The organism is Actinomadura citrea (genome assembly GCF_013409045.1).
In the GTDB taxonomy this organism is placed as follows: domain Bacteria; phylum Actinomycetota; class Actinomycetes; order Streptosporangiales; family Streptosporangiaceae; genus Spirillospora; species Spirillospora citrea.
In genome coordinates, this window is record NZ_JACCBT010000001.1 from 1326352 (window position 1) to 1343109 (window position 16758).

Genomic DNA, 16758 nt, shown 5'->3' on the forward strand with positions numbered 1-16758 from the left:
TTGGGTGGTGCGTTGAGACGTTCGGTGGTTTTGGCGAGGGGGAAACACCCGGTCCCATCCCGAACCCGGAAGTTAAGCCCTTCAGCGCCGATGGTACTGCATGGGAGACCGTGTGGGAGAGTAGGACGCCGCCGGACATATATTGCAGAAAGGCCCCGCCGTTACCGGCGGGGCCTTTCTCATTTCCGAGGTCTCGGCGCCGACGCTCGGCACCGTCCGGACGGAGTGACTCAGAACTCGTCGCCGGCGAGGACCGTGTCGGCGTCGACGATCCGGTAGGCGTAGCCCTGTTCCGCCAGAAAACGCTGCCGGTGGGCGGCGTAATCCTGGTCCAGGGTGTCGCGGGCCACGACGGCGTAGAAGCGCGCTCCCGCACCGGACGCCTTGGGCCGCAGCAGGCGACCCAGCCGCTGCGCCTCCTCCTGCCGGGACCCGTAGGCGCCCGAGACCTGGACGGCGACGGACGCCTCGGGAAGGTCGATGGAGAAGTTCGCCACCTTGGAGACCACCAGGACGTCGATCTCCCCCTGGCGGAACGCCTCGAACAGCCGCTCCCGCTCGCGGATGCGGGTCTCGCCCTTGATGACCGGAGCGTCCAGGAGCACGCCGAGCTCGTCCAGCTGGTCGATGTACTGCCCGATGACGAGGGTCTGCTCGCCGCGGTGCCGGTCGACGAGCGCCTGGATGAGCTTGGTCTTGGTGTCGGTCGTGGCGCAGAAGCGGTACCGCTCCTCGGGCTCGGCGGTCGCGTAGGCGAGGCGCTCGGAGTCGGTGAGGGTGACGCGCACCTCGACGCAGTCGGCGGGCGCGATCCAGCCCTGCGCCTCCATGTCCTTCCACGGCGCGTCGTACCGCTTGGGGCCGATGAGGGAGAACACGTCCCCCTCGCGGCCGTCCTCCCGGACGAGGGTCGCGGTGAGGCCGAGGCGTCGGCGGGCCTGAAGGTCGGCGGTCATCCGGAAGATCGGCGCGGGCAGCAGGTGGACCTCGTCGTAGACGACCAGGCCCCAGTCGCGGGCGTCGAAGAGCTCCAGGTGCGCGTAGGCGCCCTTCCGGCGCGTCGTCATGATCTGGTAGGTGGCGATGGTGACCGGCCGGATCTCCTTCTTGGTGCCGCTGTACTCGCCGATCTCGTCCTCGGTGAGGGTCGTGCGGCGCAGCAGCTCCTGCTTCCACTGGTGCGCGGAGACGGTGTTGGTGACGAGGATCAGCGTGGTCGCCTGGGCGCGGGCCATGGCGGCGGCGCCGACGATGGTCTTGCCGGAGCCGCAGGGCAGGACGACGACGCCGGAGCCGCCGTGCCAGAACGCCGAGGCGGCCTCGCTCTGGTAGGAGCGCAGCTCCCAGCCGTCCTCCGCGAGGGAGATGGCGTGGGCCTCGCCGTCCACGTAGCCGGCGAGGTCCTCGGCGGGCCAGCCGAGCTTGAGCAGGGCCTGCTTGAGGGCGCCGCGCTCGCTCGGGTGGACGGCGACGGCGTCGTCGCCGACCCGGTCGCCGATCATGCCCTTGATCTTCTTGGCGCGCAGCACCTCCTCCAGGACCGACCGGTCGGAGGACGACAGGATGAGCCCGTGCACGGGGTCCTTCTCCAGCCGCAGGCGCCCGTACCGGGCCATCGTGTCGGCGACGTCCACGAGCAGGGCGTGCGGGACGGGGTACCGGGAGAACCGGATCAGGGTGTCGACGACCTGCTCGGCGTCGTGGCCGGCGGCGCGCGCGTTCCACAGGGCGAGCGGCGTCACCCGGTAGGTGTGGATGTGCTCGGGCGCCCGTTCGAGCTCGGCGAACGGGGCGATGTCCTTGCGGCAGGCGTCGGCGAGGTCGTGGTCGACCTCCAGCAGCAGCGTCTTGTCGGACTGGACGATGAGCGGACCGTCGGTCAAAGCAGAAGCCCCCGTCGGGTTTCGGAAGATCGATGCCTCGTCCGGACAGTGGCATCGCTGCCGCACGCTACCCGAGCGGCGACGGCGCTTCGCGCGTTCCGGAGAGGACTGCGGTCTTCAACGCCCCGACCGCCGGCTTTATTGCGCGCGGGCGGCGCCGGCGCGCCGGTCAGATGCCATCGGAGGAGCTGTAGTCCGGCTCGGACATGACGCCGAACGCGATGTAGATGATCAGGATGACGATGCCGATGAGGACGGACGCGGCGAACAGCGACCAGCTCCAGATCGTGAGTCTCCGGGCGGACGGCGGGTCGGTCTGGGTGCGGCCGAGGGCGATCGCCGCGGTGATCACGCCGGGGATCGCCACGATGTTGCAGCACAGCAGGATCGCGACGGCGTTGCAGACGAGCGCGGCGATGGTGGAGCCGTTGCTCGCGGCCTGGTAGGGGACGCCCGGAGGCCCGTACCCGTAGCCGGGCTGGCCGTAGCCGGGCTGGGTGTAGCCGTAGCCCTGCCCGTACGGCTGCCCGTAGGCGCCGCCCGTGTCCCAGTTCTGGTCGCCGCCGTAGGGGTCGTCCCAGCCCGACGGCGGACGCCCTCCGTACCCGCTCATCGGGAGCCTCCTCACACCATTCGCCCGGACACGCTATCCCGTCCGATGGGCCCTTGATTGGACCGTATGGGAGGTTCTTCGGTTCCCGCCGGTCTCAGCGTCCTGTTCCGGACAGCAGCGGGGTTCGCCGGGGCGGCCTCAGGGGGCGTCGTCGAGTTCGGAGACGCCGGTGATGCGGTGCAGCGCGAAGCGGTGCACGGCGGCGCGGGTCGCGTCGTAGCCGGTGAGGAAGCCGCCCTCGACGCGGACGGGTTCGACGATGCGGCTGGACGCCTGGCCCTGCTGGTCGAGGTAGCCGATCCAGACGCGTCCGCCGCGCTCGACGGCGCCGCGGAGCCGCTCGACGGTGGCCATCGCGGGGGAGCGGGGCGGGTCGCCGGACGGGGCCTGCCGGGCGTGCTCGGCGCCGTGCAGGGACGCCTCGTCCCCGGCGCGCAGCGCCCGCACGGCCGCGGAGATCATCGAGGCGTCGGTGCGGTCGTCGGGGCGGAGCCGGACGATCTCGGCGGTGGGCGGCGGATCGGCGCGCTGCGCGTCCGGCCGGGTCACGATCACGCCGCCGCCGGGCGCCTCGGCGACCGGGGCGAGGCCCATGGCGCGCAGGCCGTCGAGCAGGTCGGCGCGCTGCACCCCGGACGCCAGGACGGTCGGGGCGAGGCGGTGCAGGCGCAGCGGCGCGGCGCGCCGGTCGGCGAGGATCTCGTCGAGGGTGGCGGGCGCGTCGGTGCGGACGTAGGACGACAGGGCGCCGACGCGCAGGTGGCCGTGCCGGCGGCCGACGTCGTCGATCAGGTAGACGAGCGGCTGCGGGAGCGGGGTCGCCGAGTGCCGGGTGAGCAGGTCGGTGACGTCGGCGGCGGTCCGCCCCGCGTCCAGGGCCCGGCGGATGGACTCGGGGGTGAAGCGGTACACGGTGGCGCCGCCGGTGGACTCGACGTCGGCGGCGAGCGCCAGTTCCCGGGCGAGTTCGGTGACCAGCGGGCCGGGTGCGACGGCGGTCAGGTCGGCCTGGACGAGGATCTCGTCGACGGGCTCCGGGAGGTACTTCTCCAGCGCGGGCTCGGGGTCGTCGCCGGCGAGCAGGTCGCGGCCGAACGGGGCCAGCTCCCCGAACCCGGTGAGGCCGAGGGCGGCGGCCTCGCGGAGCGTCCAGCCGACGAGGCGGTCGCGGGCCGGTCCGCCGTGGCGGGGCCGCAGCCACGCCAGCCGGGCGAGGAGCGCGTCCTCGCCGACGACGACGCCGCGGCCCGCGCCGGCGAGGACGTCCAGGGCGGCGCGGCGGGTGGACGGCGCGGTGCTGCGCACCATCGCCTCGCTGAGGGCGTTGATGAGCCGGTCGCGGTCGTCGCGGTCCCCGGCGAGCCCGGCGGCGCGGTCGGACTTCAGCCAGCCGCGGGCCAGCTCCGTCCAGCGCCCGGCGGTGTCGCGCATCAGCCACAGGTCGTAGGCGGGGGTGGGCAGCCATTCGCCGTCGAGGTCGCCGCTGCGGGTCAGCAGGCCCGCCGCGTAGGCGACCTCGACGAGCAGGGCGGCCTTCCACTCCGGGACGTCCAGGAGCGTCGCGGCGGCGCGCAGGTCGCGGACGGCGAGGCCGCCGCTGCGCAGGACGGGCGGCGGTTCCAGGCCCCAGCGCTCCAGCAGCTCCTCGATCAGCCGGACGGCGCCCGCGGCCTCGCCCGCGGCGGCGCGCACGACCACGTCCTCGCGGCGCGGTGCGGCCGCGGGGGCGAGCGCGGGCGGCTCGGCGGGGACGTCCCGGAACAGCCGCCCGCCGCGCAGGTGCAGGGCGACCTCGCGGGGCAGGGTGACCGTGCGGTCGTCCTCGGCGACGAGGAGGCCGCGCGCGAGGAGCCGCTCGATCGGGGTGGTCGCGGTGGCGAGCCGGACGGGACGGCGCGCGTCGGCGACGCGCCCGACCGGCGGGCCCCACGCGAGCTGGTCGAGGGCGGCACGCGCCTCGGGCCCGGCGTCCTCGACCAGGGCGGCGGGGTCGCTCAGCAGCTCGGTGAGCCGGGCGAGGAGGCGGCCGGAGTCGGCGAAGCCGCGCGGCGCCTCGCCGTCCAGGTCGGTGACCAGGTCGGTGAGCCGCTCGGCGGGGTAGCCCGCGAAGACCTCCCGGGCGGGCGGCCCGAGCCCGGCGGGGTGCGGCAGGCTCTGCCGGACGCCGGGCGCCGTGGCCGGGGCGTCGTTCCCCCAGGCCAGTCCGAACCGGCGGAGGGTGGCGAGCGCGCCCTCGACCTGCTCGGGGGCGGCGTCGAGGGCGGCGGCGAGCGCGTCCGGCCCGGCCGGAGCGGGCAGGACGAGCAGGGCCTCCAGGACGGCGAGGGTGAAGCGGTCGAGCCGGTCGAGCGCGCGGGACACGGCGGCGGGCGTGGCGGCGCGGGCGGCGAGCGCGGTCAGGTCGGCGGGGACGGGGGCGAGCAGCTCGGGACGCGCGGACAGCAGCGCGCGCAGTTCGTCGTCGCCGCGCGCGCGCAACCAGTCCGCATACGTTTCCATGCCGTTCCCCAACTTTATGTCGCGTGCATGCCGCAGGCACGCGGGCCTCCAGGTTAGAGGCCCGCGCGAGGTGGGGAACTCCGGTGTGCCGCGATCAGGTGGCCGGAGTGCGCTCCAGGTGCACCAGCCCGAGGCCGAGGCGCGCCCAGCTCTCCACGAACCGCTTCTCGTCGATGCGCGTGGGCGGCTCGTACATCGCCTCGTTCGCGAGCCAGTAGTTCACCACGGCGCCGCCGAGGATCGACGCGACCGCCGGCCAGTCCTCGTCGGAGCCCTCGAACTCGGGCTGCGTCGCGAGCCAGGTGGCGATCCCGTCGTACAGCGGGTTGACGATGCCCTCGCGCATCTCCGCCACCAGGTTCGGGAACTGGTCGAGGTCGCGGAACAGGACCCGGATGAGGTCCTGCTCCTCGCGCATCTTGGCCAGTCCGGCCTGGCACGTCATGCGCAGCCGGGTTTCGAGCGGGCGCTCCTCGAAGGCGGTGGACTGCGTGAGGACGTCGCTGATCTGCCGGCGGGTCCGCTCGATGTGCTCGCGGATGGCCGAGGAGAGCACCTCCTCCTTGGACCGGAAGTGCCGGTAGAGACCGCCCGCGCCCGGGGACAGGCCGGCCGCCGCCTCGATCTCGGCGACCGACGTCGCCGCGTAGCCCCGGTCGGCGAACAGCCGGAGCGACTCGGTCACGATGCGATCGCGCGTAGATGTCGTCATGGTGATGAATTCCTCCGCAAGAACAGTAAGGCATGTTCATGCGGCCGGCCCCCGCGTCACGCGCGGCGCGCCCGAATCCTTGATGCCGCTCGCGGCGGGCCGGCCGGCGACTAGAGTTCCTTCGTCCGCGCCCCGTCGCCGGAAGGGGCGTCGTCGGAAAGGTCGACGATGTTCAAGTCTCCGCGGAAGGCGGCCGACGGGGCCTTCCTGCCCGAGGACTTCGTGGTGCCCACGCTGGTGGCCGGGCCCGACTTCCAGATCCGTCCGATCACCGTGCACGACGTGGTCAAGGACTACGGCGCCGTCATCGGCAGCCTGGACCGGCTGGCCGGCCGGTTCGGGCCCGAGTGGGGCTGGCCCGACCGCGAGTTCACCTTCGAGCAGGCCCTGATCGACGTCGCGTGGCTGCAGAAGCAGGGGCAGTTGCGGCGCTCGTTCAGCTACGTCGTGATCACCCCGGACGGGGAGCGGCAGCTCGGCCGCATCCACGTCGCCCCGTCGGACCGTCCCGGCTCGGACGCGGTGGTGGTGTTCTGGGTGCGCGCGGACGAGGAGAACTCCGTCCTGGAGAAGGAGCTGGAGGGGTTCGTCCGCGAATGGGTCGGCACGGCGTGGCCCTTCGACAAGGTCCGCTTCCCCGGCCGCGACTAGCCCAGGCGGCGGACGAGACCGACGAGGACGCGGCCGACCACCAGGTAGACGAGGGCGGCCAGACCGTAGTTGACGGCGACCTCCACCTTGGGGTTCTCCGGCTGGAAGACGTCCTTGAACTGCCAGCACAGGTCGGTGGCCCGGTCCCCGAACCAGCGGACGAGGTCGTTGGCCGTGTTGGCCTCGAACGCGACGAAGACGATGTGCACGGCCAGGACCGTCACCACGAGCGTGGTGGCGATGGAGACCGCCGCCGCCAGCAGGCCGACGGCGCGGCGGCGGGCCGCGGCGGCGGCGGGGATCCGGCGGGCGCGCGGGGCGCGGTGGTCACCGCCCGGCTCGGTCTGGGTCCCTGCCATGTGCGGCCTCCTTCACCGGGTCGGATCGTCCTTGGGGCGGGGATGGGGGGTTCGTGTGCTGCGTTTTCCCTGGTCAGGTGGTTTGTGGGCGAGGGCCCGGGTATATCCGGAGCACGGTCCCGCGCTCTCCTACTCGGATCCCGTCGCATCGCCACTACCAGGAGAGCGCGGGTCCTTGCGTGTGTCCAGCCCCCTTACCCTGTGGACGTGTTCGATCTCGCCTCCTCCGCGCCGTCCCGCGACGGCCTCGCCATCGGTTTCGACCTCGATCTGACCCTCGCCGACACCCGCGCCGGGATCAGTGCCGTCTACGCGGCCCTGGCGGCGGAGACGGGCGTGCCGATCGACACCGGGCAGGTGGTGCGGCGCATCGGACCCCCGCTGGAGGAGGAGCTGGCGTACTGGTTCCCGCCGGAGCGGGTGCCGGCGATGGCGGCGCGCTACCGGGCGATCTACGCCGACGTCGCGGTCCCGGCGACCGTCCTCATGCCGGGGGCGGCCGCCGCGCTGGAGGCGGTGCGGGCCCGCGGCGGGCGGGTGGTCGTCGTGTCGGGCAAGAACCAGGCCGACACCGAGCGGACCGTCCGGTTCCTCGGGCTGGCGGCGGACGCGGTCGTGGGCGGCCTGTTCGGCGCCGACAAGGGCGCCGTCCTGCGCGAGCACGGCGCCGGCGCCTACATCGGCGACCACACCGGCGACGTGGACGCCGCCCGGGCCGCCTCGGCGGTGGCGGTGGCCGTCGCGACCGGCGCGTTCGACTCGGCGGCCCTCACCGCCTACGGCGCGGACGTCGTGCTGCCGGACCTGCTGGCGTTCCCCGGCTGGCTCGGCGGTTTCGGGGCGGGCGGAGCCGCCCCGCAGGGCTGAGCTGGGCGGCGATAATCGGATGCCCTTCCGGGGTGCCCGGGATAGCGTCGATCCCGTTGCCCCACAGGCGTCGCGGGGCCCCCGGCATGTTCACCGGCCCGCGGCGAGGGACTAATCTTGGGGTCGATTCAGGGACGATTACCGAACGAGGTCTCCGGTGCCGACTGGCAAGGTCAAGTGGTACGACTCCGACAAGGGGTTCGGCTTCCTCACCCGCGACGACGGCGGTGAGGTCTTCGTGCACTCGTCGGCGCTGCCGGGCGGGGTCACGACCCTCAAGCCGGGCCAGCGCATCGAGTTCGGCGTGGTCGAGGGGCGCCGCGGTCAGCAGGCCCTGCAGGTGCGGGTGCTGGAGACGCTGCCGTCGGTGGAGAAGACCATCGCCAAGCAGCGGCGCAAGAAGCCCGACGAGATGGTCGTCATCACCGAGGACCTGATCAAGCTGCTGGACGGGATCTCCAACACCTACCGGCGGGGCAAGCACCCGGCGCCGGCCGACGCCAAGAAGATCGCCATAGTGCTGCGCGCGGTCGCCGACGACCTGGCGCCCTGAGCGCCGGAGTTCAGGCGCGCATCTCGTGGTGCGCGTCCTTGAGCGGGCCGGTGCGGCCGGGCCTGCCGGCCTGACGCCGGGCTCCGGCCTGCCGCATCACCAGCAGCCCGGACGCCAGGGCCAGCGCCGCCGCGACGATCGCGAGCGCGAGCCGTCCGTCCGCGACGATCGACATGCCGAGGCCGAGCAGCCCGCCGAGGACCCAGCTGAGCTGGTGCAGGGTCTCCGACACCGCGAAGGTGGACGAGCTCACCTCCTCGCCGATCTCGCGCTGCACGACCGCGTCCATGGACAGCTTGCCGAGCACCTGCCCGAGCCCGGCCGCGGTCGCCACGGCGAGGGCGGCCCACAGCCCGAAGAACGCGGCGCCCGCCGCGGTGACGCCGGTGACGCACGCCAGCGTCGCCGACACGATGAACCGCGGCGCCCGCGCCTTCATCCAGGCGCCGAGCGCGGTGCCGATCAGTCCGCCCGCGCCCGCGCACGCCGCCAGCAGGCCGAGGGCGACATGGTGCGACACCGGGTCGAACCGCTCCTGGCGCAGCAGGAACGCCAGGTAGATGATCAGGAAGCCGGAGAACGCGCGGAGCACCGCGTTCGCCTGCATCGCCTCGGCGACGACCGGGCCGACGCGCGGCAGCGCCCGCCACGCGCGGCGCGGGGCGGCCTTCTCCGCCGCCGGTTCGGCTTCGGGGACGTCCACGTGGCGGGGCAGCCGCATGGTGAACACGGCGCCCAGCAGGAACAGGACCGTGCCGATCCGCAGCGCCCAGCCCGGCCCGATCAGCACGGCGAGGCCGGCCCCGGCGGGCGCGGTGATCGACGCGGCGATGAGCCCGGCGAACGAGCAGCGCGCGTTCGCCGTCACCAGCGGGATCTCCTCCGGCAGGACGCGCGGGGTGACCGCGGCGCGCAGCACCCCGAAGGCCTTGGAGATCACCAGCACGCCGAACGCGGCCGGCAGGAAGGTGACCTGGTCGCCGTGCGGGAGCGCGCTCGCCAGCGCCCAGCACAGCAGCGCCCGCATCACGAACGTGCTCGCGATCGCGTAGCGGCGGACGTGCCGGGCCCGGTCCAGCGCCGGGCCGATCAGCGGTGCGACCAGCGCGAACGGCGCCATCGTGACGACGAGGTAGAGGGCGACCTGGCTGCGCGCCTGGTTGACGTCCAGGCCGAAGAACAGGGTGCCCGCGAGCGCGACCGTGACCAGCGCGTCCCCGGCGGAGTTGAACGCGCACGCCTCGATCAGGCTGCCGAGCCCGCTGCGGCCGGCGCCCTGCGCGTGGGTGACGCGGCGGGTGAGCCGTCCCGTCCCGAGCGCGGCCGAGCGCGCTGCGCGGCACGCCCGCGCCGCACCCCCGGTGACGGCACGTGCGGACCGACCCGCCCGTGTCCGGTCTGCCATGCGCCCTGATCTCTCCTCGCGGTCGTCCCGGCTCGGGGCCGGGGGCGGCCATCGGAGTCCTCGACTGAGAGTACGTTCCCCGCTGGAATGCGGGATCACCTCGCGGACGACGCCCGCCTTGTGCGGGTCACGTGCCCGCATGGGCGAGAATTGACATGTGAGCCCACAGCGCCAGTCCAGCCCCGCGCGCTCCGCCGCCGCGCGCACCACGTCCGGGGCCGCCCGCCGGTCCCGCACGCCCATCGTCGACTCCGCCTGCGCCGAGGCGGTCGACCTCGCCCGCGAGGCCGCCGAGGACACCGCCGGCCCGGCCCAGGTCGGCGAGCACCTCGGCCTGCGGGCCGAGGCCGACCGAGTGGTCACGCACTACTTCGTGTGCCTCGACCCCGCCTACACGGGCTGGCGTTGGGCCGTGACGGTGACCCGCGCGTCGCGCGCCAAGAACGTCACGGTCAGCGAGTGCGTCCTGCTCCCCGGCGACGACGCGCTCCTGGCGCCGCCGTGGGTGCCGTGGCTGGAGCGGCTGCGCCCGGGCGACCTCGGCCCCGGCGACCTGCTGCCGACCGCGCCCGACGACGTGCGGCTCGCGCCCGGCTTCACGCAGGTGGACGAGTCGACCGACCGCGAGACCCAGTGGGAGCTCGGCCTCGGCCGCGTCCGGGTGCTGTCGCGGGAGGGCCGCGACGAGGCCGCCGCCCGCTGGTACGACGGCGTCGCCGGGCCCCGCGCCCCGATCGCCGCGTCCGCCCCCGCCCAGTGCTCCACCTGCGGCTTCTACGTGGTGCTGGCGGGTGCGCTGCGGCAGGTCTTCGGCGTCTGCGCCAACGAGTACGCGCCCGACGACGGCCGCGTCGTCTCCGCCGACCACGGCTGCGGCGCGCACTCCGAGGCCGTCTCCCTCCCGGCGGTGTCCGAGCACAACCCGCCGGTCATCGACGAGCTCGGCTACGAGGTCGTCCCCACCGGCGGTGACGAGGACGCCGCGGCCCTCGACGACGAGGCGCTCGGCCACAGCTGATCCCATGGAGGACGAGTTCGGCGCGCGGGCGCTGCGTGAGCGGGTCCTGCGCGCCTGGGCCGAGTCCCCGGCGCGCTTCCGCGAGGACGCCAACGCCGAGGAGGACCACGCGCTCGGCGGCTACCGCGACCGCGTCGTCATCGAGCTGGCGCAGAACGCCGCCGACGCCGCCCGGCGCGCCGCCGCGCCCGGCCGCCTCAGGCTGACGCTGCGCACCGGCGGGGAGCCGCTGCTGATCGCGGCGAACACGGGCGCGCCGCTGGACGCCGCCGGCGTGGAGGCCCTCTCGACGCTCCGCGCCTCGGCCAAGCGCGACGAGCCGGCCGCCGCCGGCCGCTTCGGCGTGGGCTTCGCCGCCGTCGTCGCCGTGAGCGACACCCCGGCCGTCGCGTCCGGGACGGCGGGCGTCGAGTGGTCGCTGCCGCGGGCCAGGGAACTGGTCGGGGGGATCGCGGGCCTGGCCGAGGAGCTGGGGCGGCGCGGCGGGCACGTGCCGCTGCTGCGCCTGCCGTTCGCCCTGGAGCGGGCCCCCGAGGTCCCGGCGGGCTTCGACACCGTCGTGCGGCTGCCGCTGCGGGACGACGCGGTCGAGCCGGTCCGGAGGCAGCTCCGGCAGGTGGGGGCGGCGCTCCTGCTGGCGCTGCCCGCGCTTGAGCACGTCGAGGTCGACGTCGACGGGGACGTCCGGACGCTGACCGCCGAACGGCGCGCCCCGGGCGAGGTGGCCATCGACGGCGGCCTGTGGCGGACGGTCGAGGAGCACGGGGAGATCCCCGCGGCGCTCCTGCGGGACCGTCCCGTGGAGGAGCGGGGGCGGCCGTTCTGGCAGGTGCGGTGGGCCCTGCCCGAGGACGGGCTGCCCGAGGGCACGCCCAGCGTGCTGCACGCGCCGACGCCGAGCGATGAGCGCCTCGACCTGCCCGCGTTGCTCATAGCGTCGTTCCCGCTCGCGCCTGACCGGCGGCACGTCGCGCCCGGCGCGCTGACCGATTTCCTCGTCGACCGGGCCGCCGGCGCCTATGTGCGGCTGCTGGGCGAGCTGCCCGTCTCCCCGAGGGTGCTGGAGCTCGTGCCGGGGCCGATCGCCGCCGCCGAGCTGGACGCGCGGATCCGGCGGGGGATCCGGGAACGGCTCCCGGAGGCGCCCGTCCTGCCCCACCGGACGCGGGGGCGCGACGCGGTCGCCGTGGACGCGCCCGCCGCGTTCGTCGAGGTGCTCGGCGGCCGGGACGCCAGGGGGGACGTCGAGAAGGACATCGAGAAGGGCATCGAGGGGGACACGGACGTGGTCGTCGGCGGCCTGCTGCCGCCGGAGTGGCCCGCGCGGAGCCCGGCGCTGGCGGCGCTCGGCGTGCGCCGGGTCGAACTGGCCGACGTGATCGACGAGCTGGCCGCTGTGGACCGGGAACCGGCGTGGTGGCACCGGGTGTACGAGGCGCTCGCCGGGGCCTCCACGGAGGCGCTGGGGGCTCTCCCGGTGCCGCTGGCGGGTGGGGCGGGGCGCGTGGTGCGGGGGCCGCGCGGGCTGCTGATCGCGGACGGCGTCGATCCCGCGGGCCTGGACGCGCTGGGGCTGCGCTTCGTCCACCCGGAGGCCGTGCACCCGATCCTGGCGCGGCTCGGCGCGGTCGAGGCGGGGCCGCGGGCCGTGCTGGCGGACGCCGCCGTGCGGGCGGCCGTCGAGGAGTCCTTCGACGCCGACGATCCCGACGCGGTCGCCGAGGCCGTGCTGGGGCTGGTCGCGGCCGCGCACGCCGATCCCGGCGACGAGCCGTGGCTGGCCGAGCTGGCCCTGCCCGGCGACGACGGCGAGCTCTACCCGGCGGGCGAGCTGCTGCTGCCGCAGAGCCCGCTGCGGGGGCTCATGGCCGATGACGCGCCGTTCGGCGTCGTGGACGGCGAGGTCCTGGAGCGGTGGGGCGCGGAGACGCTCATGGCCGCCGGCGTCCTGGACGGGTTCGCGCTGGCCAAGGCCGAGGACGTCAATCTCACGGGCCTCGCCGACGAGGCCGAGAGCCTCGACCTCGACGACGAGGACCTGTGGGCGGACGAGGTGCTGCGCCGGATCGGCGAGCAGGACCTCCCGCCGCTCGTGCCCGAGTTCACGGCGGTCCGCGACCTCGAACTCGTCGACGACTGGGCGGCGGCGCTCAGGGTTCTCGCCGCACCGCCGTGGCGGTCCGCGATCGTGGATCCCGCCCATGCCGCCCTGCACAACGGGCGGCGTGTCGCCGTCCCGTCCTACACGGCGTGGTGGCTGAGCCGCCGTCCCGTTCTGGACGGGCGCAGGCCCGGCGAGTTCCGCCTGGGCGGCGACGAGGCGCTGGCAGGGCTCTACGACGTCGCGCCGCAGGGCCTGGACGAGCACCTCCTGCTCGCCCTGGGCGTCCGCACGTCACTGGTGGAACTGCTCGACGAGCCCGGGGGCGCGCAGGAACTGCTCGATCGCCTGGGCGATGCCCGGCGGTCGGTGGGGCGGGCCCAGCTGGGCGGGCTCTGGACGGCGCTGGCCGACGCCCCGGACGCGGCCGTCGAACCGCCCGACCGTGTGCGGGCGGTCGTGGACGGCGGCGTCGAGGTGGCCGACGCGGCGGACGCCCTCGTCCTCGACGGCCCGGACGTCCTCCCCCTCCTCGAAGGGCAGCCCCTCGTCATCGCGGCGCAGGGCCGCGACGCGCGCCTCGCCGAACTCCTGGACCTGCCGCTCGCCGGGGAGGAGATCCCGGGCCTCGTGGAGTCGGACGGCGAGAGGCGTTCCGTCCCCGAGGCCGTCAGGGCGGTCCTGCCCGACGCCCCCGCCGACTACCTCGCCCATGAGCGCCTCGTCGTGGACGGCCAGGACGTCCCGTGGTGGACGAGGGACGGCCGGGTCCACGCGAGCGGCGTCGCCAGCCTGGCGCGGGCGCTCGCCTGGTCCACCGGGAACTGGGGCGACCGGCTCCTGCTGGAGGCCGTCCTGCGCGCCCCCGAGACCCTGCCCCTCCTGCTCGCCGAGGACGACCTGGAGCCCTAGCGGGGCCTAGCGGGACGCCTCGCGCTTGGCGGCGCGGTCGGCCTCCTGCCGGGCCCGCCCGGCCTGGAGCCTCGGGGTGTACCACACGCCGAACAGCCCGATCACGATGCCGGCGCAGCACACCCAGAGCCACCAGCGGTCCTCCGCCGGCAGTCCGACGATCAGCAGCACGACGAGCGCCACCGCCCAGGCGAGCGCCCCGGCGGCCGCGATGCGGACGTCGTTGGTCTGCATCGGCGGCGGATCCGGGCGGCGCGGAGGGCTCATGCCGTCAGGCTACGCGGCCCCGGCCCGCCAGTCCGCCGATGACCATCGTGATGAGCAGCTCATAACTGGCCTCCAGGTCCGCGGGCAGTCCGAAACCGCCCGCCGCCTCCAGGACGGCGAACCCGTGGACGGCCGAGCGCAGGCAGCGCGCCGCGTGGACGAGTTCCGGCCCTTCCAGGGCGTAGCCGCGCAAGGCCCCGTACAGGATGTTCAGCAGCCGCTCCGCGGCGTCGCCCACCGAGCCGCCCTCCGGGGCCGCCGTCTGCTCCATCGCCCCGTAGCGGCCCGGATGCTCCACCACGTACGCCCGGTAGGCGTACATCAGCGCCCGGACGGCGTCGTCGCCGGACCGCCCGAGCGCGGCCTCCCCGAGCCGTCCGGCGAGCTCTTCCAGGACGCGCGCGGTCACCAGGTGTCGCAACTCGGCGAGATTGCGGACATGCTTGTACAGGGAGGGTGTCGCGACCCCGGCCCTTCCCGCCACCGCCGCCAGGGTGAGGGCACCGGGGCCCTCGGCGTCCACGACGGCGACGGCGGCGTCCACGACCGCGTCGGGCGACAGTCCCATACGGGGCATCGCGACCCTCCTCTATGACTCTTTAGCTGCAAGGCTAATGAGGTTAGCGACAGTGTCAAGTGGCGGCGTGGCAGCATGGGCAGCACAGGAGACCGAAGACGATGACAATGCCACCGATCCGCGGCCGTACGGCGTCCGCGCCCGGGCTGGCCGAGGAGCTGCGCATCTCGATCGCGCGGCTGTCGCGCCGGCTGCGCACGCTGCGGCCGTCCGCGGCGGGCGAGGGCGGCCCGAGCCCGCTGTCGCTCACGCAGTTCGCCGCGCTCGCCGCCATCGAGCGGCACGGGTCGATGACGCCCCGCGAGCTGGCCGACCACGAGAAGGTGCAGCCGCCCTCGATGACCCGCGTCATCGCCTACCTGGAGGAGCGGGGGCTCGTCGCGCGCAGCCCGCACCCGACCGACGGGCGCCAGGTCGTGCTGAACGCCACCGAGGAGGGCGCCGCCCTGCTCGCCGACGAGCGCCGCCGCAAGGAGGCCTGGCTCGCCATGCGCCTCGGCGAGCTGACCGACGAGGAGCGGGAGATCCTCCGCCGCGCAGCCCCCGTCATCGACAAACTCAGCCGTTCCTGACCTCGCTCGTGCGGCTCGCGGGGGTCGAGGTTGGCTTGGTCAAGTTCGTCGCACTTGCCGGAATGCGGGTGGGGCGATTACCGTTAGCCTTGGTAATGACTTCTGCTAACGAAACCCCCGACGAACCCGAGGGGACCGCGACGCGCGGCGCCCGCGGGCGGCGGGCCGCACATCCGGCCCGGGCCGCCGCCATCGCGAGTCCTGCCCGCTCCCGCCGTCGCCGCCCCGCCCCCCATGCGTCCGCCCGCCCCGCCGCGCGCCCGGACGCCGCCCCCTCCGTGACCGTGACGGACCAGGCCGGAACGTTCCACGAGGCCGTGGCGGACGTTCCGGAGCCCGCGCCCGCACCGTCCGCCCCCGAGACCACGGGCCCGGAACGGCCCGACCCCGCCGAGACGCCCGCAGGGGAGCCCGAGGGCCGCGCCGGCATGTTCCGCTCCCTCCGCAACCACAACTTCCGCCTGTACACCGCGGGCCAGGTCGTCTCCAACACCGGGACCTGGATGCAGCGGATCGCGCAGGACTGGCTCGTCCTCGATCTCGCCCACGGCAGCGGTACCGCGCTCGGCATCACGACCGGCCTGCAGTTCCTGCCGATGCTGCTGTTCGGCCTGTGGGGCGGCATCATCGCCGACCGCTACTCCAAACGCCGCGTGCTGATGCTGACGCAGGTGTCGATGGGCCTGCTCGCGCTGGTCCTCGGCCTCCTCGCGATCTCCGGCACGGCGCAGGTGTGGCACGTGTACGTGCTGGCGTTCGGGCTCGGCGTCGCGACCGTCGTGGACAACCCGACCCGCCAGTCGTTCGTGGTCGAGATGGTCGGCAGGCGCGACCTGCCGAACGCGATCGCGCTGAACAGCGCCACCTTCAACGGCGCACGGCTGCTCGGCCCGGCCGTCGCCGGGGTGCTGATCGCGCTGATCGGCACCGGGCCGGTCTTCCTGGTGAACGCCGCGTCGTTCGGCGCCGTCCTGTTCGGCATCTACGCCATGCGGACGGACGAGCTGAGCCAGGCCGCCCCCGTCAAGCGCGCCAAGGGCCAGCTTCGGGAGGGGCTCCGCTATGTGCGCGGGCGCCGAGACCTGATGCTCGTGCTCATCCTCATCGGCTTCCTCGCGACGTTCGGCATGAACTTCAGCACCACGGTCGCCCTGGTGGCGAAGCAGGTCTTCCACACCGACGCCTCCGCCTTCGGCCTGGCGTCCAGCATGCTGGCGCTGGGCGCGCTCGGCGGCGCCCTGCTGGCCGCCCGCAGGGTCGCCCGGCCCCGGCTGCGGCTGCTGGTGGCGATGGGACTGGCGTTCGGGGCGCTGGAGGTCCTCACCGGCCTGATGCCGACGTACTGGTCGTTCCTGGCGCTGCTGGTGCCGACCGGGATCGCGATGATGACGATCATGACGGCGGCGAACGCGTCCGTCCAGCTCGGTGTCGCGCCCGAGATGCGCGGCCGCGTCATGGCCCTCTACATGCTGGTCTTCCTCGGGACGAACCCGCTGGGCGCGCCCGCGGTCGGCTGGCTGGCCGAGCACTTCGGCGCGCGGGCCTCCCTCGTCCTCGGCGGGCTGATCTCCGTGGTCGCCGCCCTCGCCGTGGGCGCCCTGGCCCTGCGGTGGAGGACCGACGAGCAGAGGGGGACGGCGGACGAGCGCACGGCCGCGCGTCCCGCCCGGGCCCGGTTCCGCCGCGCCCGGGTCGCCGAGCGGTAAAGGTCGCGCGCGGCCCATAAGACCGGCCGGGTGGGGCGATTCGGTTGGCCCTATTTGCGTGAC

The 16758-nt window shown here is 74.6% G+C and carries 15 protein-coding genes and 1 rRNA gene; 8 read left to right on the top strand and 8 right to left on the bottom strand.

Features of this window, described 5'->3' with window-relative positions:
- The first annotated feature begins 20 nt into the window (after positions 1-20).
- A 5S ribosomal RNA gene (gene rrf, locus BJ999_RS06520) occupies positions 21-137 on the top strand.
- 93 nt (positions 138-230) lie between these two features.
- Here rrf and BJ999_RS06525 read toward each other — a convergent pair.
- From BJ999_RS06525 to BJ999_RS06540, 4 genes are all read right to left on the bottom strand, one after another.
- Positions 231-1883, bottom strand: coding sequence for a DNA repair helicase XPB (locus tag BJ999_RS06525; protein ID WP_179832445.1), 1653 nt, complete (start codon positions 1881-1883; stop codon positions 231-233).
- 169 nt (positions 1884-2052) lie between these two features.
- Entirely contained in the window at positions 2053-2496 is a 444-nt protein-coding gene (locus BJ999_RS06530) for a hypothetical protein (RefSeq protein ID WP_179832446.1), read from the bottom strand.
- A gap of 138 nt (positions 2497-2634) precedes the next feature.
- Positions 2635-4995, bottom strand: a complete 2361-nt coding sequence (locus BJ999_RS06535) for a helicase-associated domain-containing protein (RefSeq protein ID WP_179832447.1) — start codon at positions 4993-4995, stop codon at positions 2635-2637.
- Positions 4996-5089: 94 nt separating this feature from the next.
- The gene (locus tag BJ999_RS06540; RefSeq protein ID WP_179832448.1) at positions 5090-5707 is read right to left on the bottom strand and encodes a TetR/AcrR family transcriptional regulator; all 618 of its coding nucleotides are present in this window, start codon (positions 5705-5707) and stop codon (positions 5090-5092) included.
- A 168-nt stretch (positions 5708-5875) separates the two neighbouring features.
- Here BJ999_RS06540 and BJ999_RS06545 point away from each other — a divergent pair, with 168 nt between their 5' ends.
- Positions 5876-6358 (top strand): GNAT family N-acetyltransferase, encoded by a 483-nt coding sequence (locus BJ999_RS06545; protein ID WP_218905396.1) that lies wholly within the window; start codon positions 5876-5878, stop codon positions 6356-6358.
- On the opposite strand, the gene BJ999_RS06550 is transcribed toward BJ999_RS06545, so the two are convergent.
- Positions 6355-6717 carry a hypothetical protein gene (locus BJ999_RS06550; RefSeq protein ID WP_179832449.1) on the bottom strand — a complete coding sequence of 121 codons (363 nt, stop codon included), beginning with the start codon at positions 6715-6717 and terminating at the stop codon, positions 6355-6357. The genes BJ999_RS06545 and BJ999_RS06550 overlap by 4 nt on opposite strands.
- Before the next feature lie 207 nt (positions 6718-6924).
- On the opposite strand from BJ999_RS06550, the gene BJ999_RS06555 reads away from it, so the two are divergent.
- Together BJ999_RS06555 and BJ999_RS42835 are read left to right on the top strand one after the other, a co-directional pair.
- Positions 6925-7584 carry an HAD family hydrolase gene (locus tag BJ999_RS06555; protein WP_229810736.1) on the top strand — a complete coding sequence of 220 codons (660 nt, stop codon included), beginning with the start codon at positions 6925-6927 and terminating at the stop codon, positions 7582-7584.
- A 157-nt stretch (positions 7585-7741) separates the two neighbouring features.
- Positions 7742-8137 carry a cold-shock protein gene (locus BJ999_RS42835; RefSeq protein WP_179832451.1) on the top strand — a complete coding sequence of 132 codons (396 nt, stop codon included), beginning with the start codon at positions 7742-7744 and terminating at the stop codon, positions 8135-8137.
- A 10-nt stretch (positions 8138-8147) separates the two neighbouring features.
- On the opposite strand, the gene BJ999_RS06565 is transcribed toward BJ999_RS42835, so the two are convergent.
- A complete protein-coding gene (locus BJ999_RS06565) occupies positions 8148-9542 on the bottom strand; it encodes an MFS transporter (RefSeq protein WP_179832452.1) in 1395 nt (464 codons plus the stop codon).
- Positions 9543-9783: 241 nt separating this feature from the next.
- On the opposite strand from BJ999_RS06565, the gene BJ999_RS06570 reads away from it, so the two are divergent.
- On the top strand, positions 9784-10560 hold the full coding sequence (locus BJ999_RS06570; RefSeq protein WP_229810737.1) for a DUF3027 domain-containing protein: 777 nt from the start codon (positions 9784-9786) through the stop codon (positions 10558-10560).
- Positions 10561-10564: 4 nt separating this feature from the next.
- Positions 10565-13573 carry a sacsin N-terminal ATP-binding-like domain-containing protein gene (locus BJ999_RS06575; RefSeq protein ID WP_179832454.1) on the top strand — a complete coding sequence of 1003 codons (3009 nt, stop codon included), beginning with the start codon at positions 10565-10567 and terminating at the stop codon, positions 13571-13573.
- A 6-nt stretch (positions 13574-13579) separates the two neighbouring features.
- Here the strand turns inward: BJ999_RS06575 and BJ999_RS06580 are convergent, their stop codons facing one another.
- Complete coding sequence (locus BJ999_RS06580) at positions 13580-13840, bottom strand: DUF2530 domain-containing protein (protein ID WP_179832455.1); 261 nt, start codon at positions 13838-13840, stop codon at positions 13580-13582.
- Between the two features lie 4 nt (positions 13841-13844).
- Positions 13845-14417 (bottom strand): TetR-like C-terminal domain-containing protein, encoded by a 573-nt coding sequence (locus tag BJ999_RS06585; protein WP_179832456.1) that lies wholly within the window; start codon positions 14415-14417, stop codon positions 13845-13847.
- Between the two features lie 101 nt (positions 14418-14518).
- Between BJ999_RS06585 and BJ999_RS06590 the strand changes: the two genes are divergently transcribed.
- On the top strand, positions 14519-14989 hold the full coding sequence (locus BJ999_RS06590; protein WP_179832457.1) for a MarR family transcriptional regulator: 471 nt from the start codon (positions 14519-14521) through the stop codon (positions 14987-14989).
- Between the two features lie 428 nt (positions 14990-15417).
- Entirely contained in the window at positions 15418-16695 is a 1278-nt protein-coding gene (locus BJ999_RS06595) for an MFS transporter (RefSeq protein WP_179838360.1), read from the top strand.
- The last annotated feature ends 63 nt before the right edge of the window (positions 16696-16758 follow it).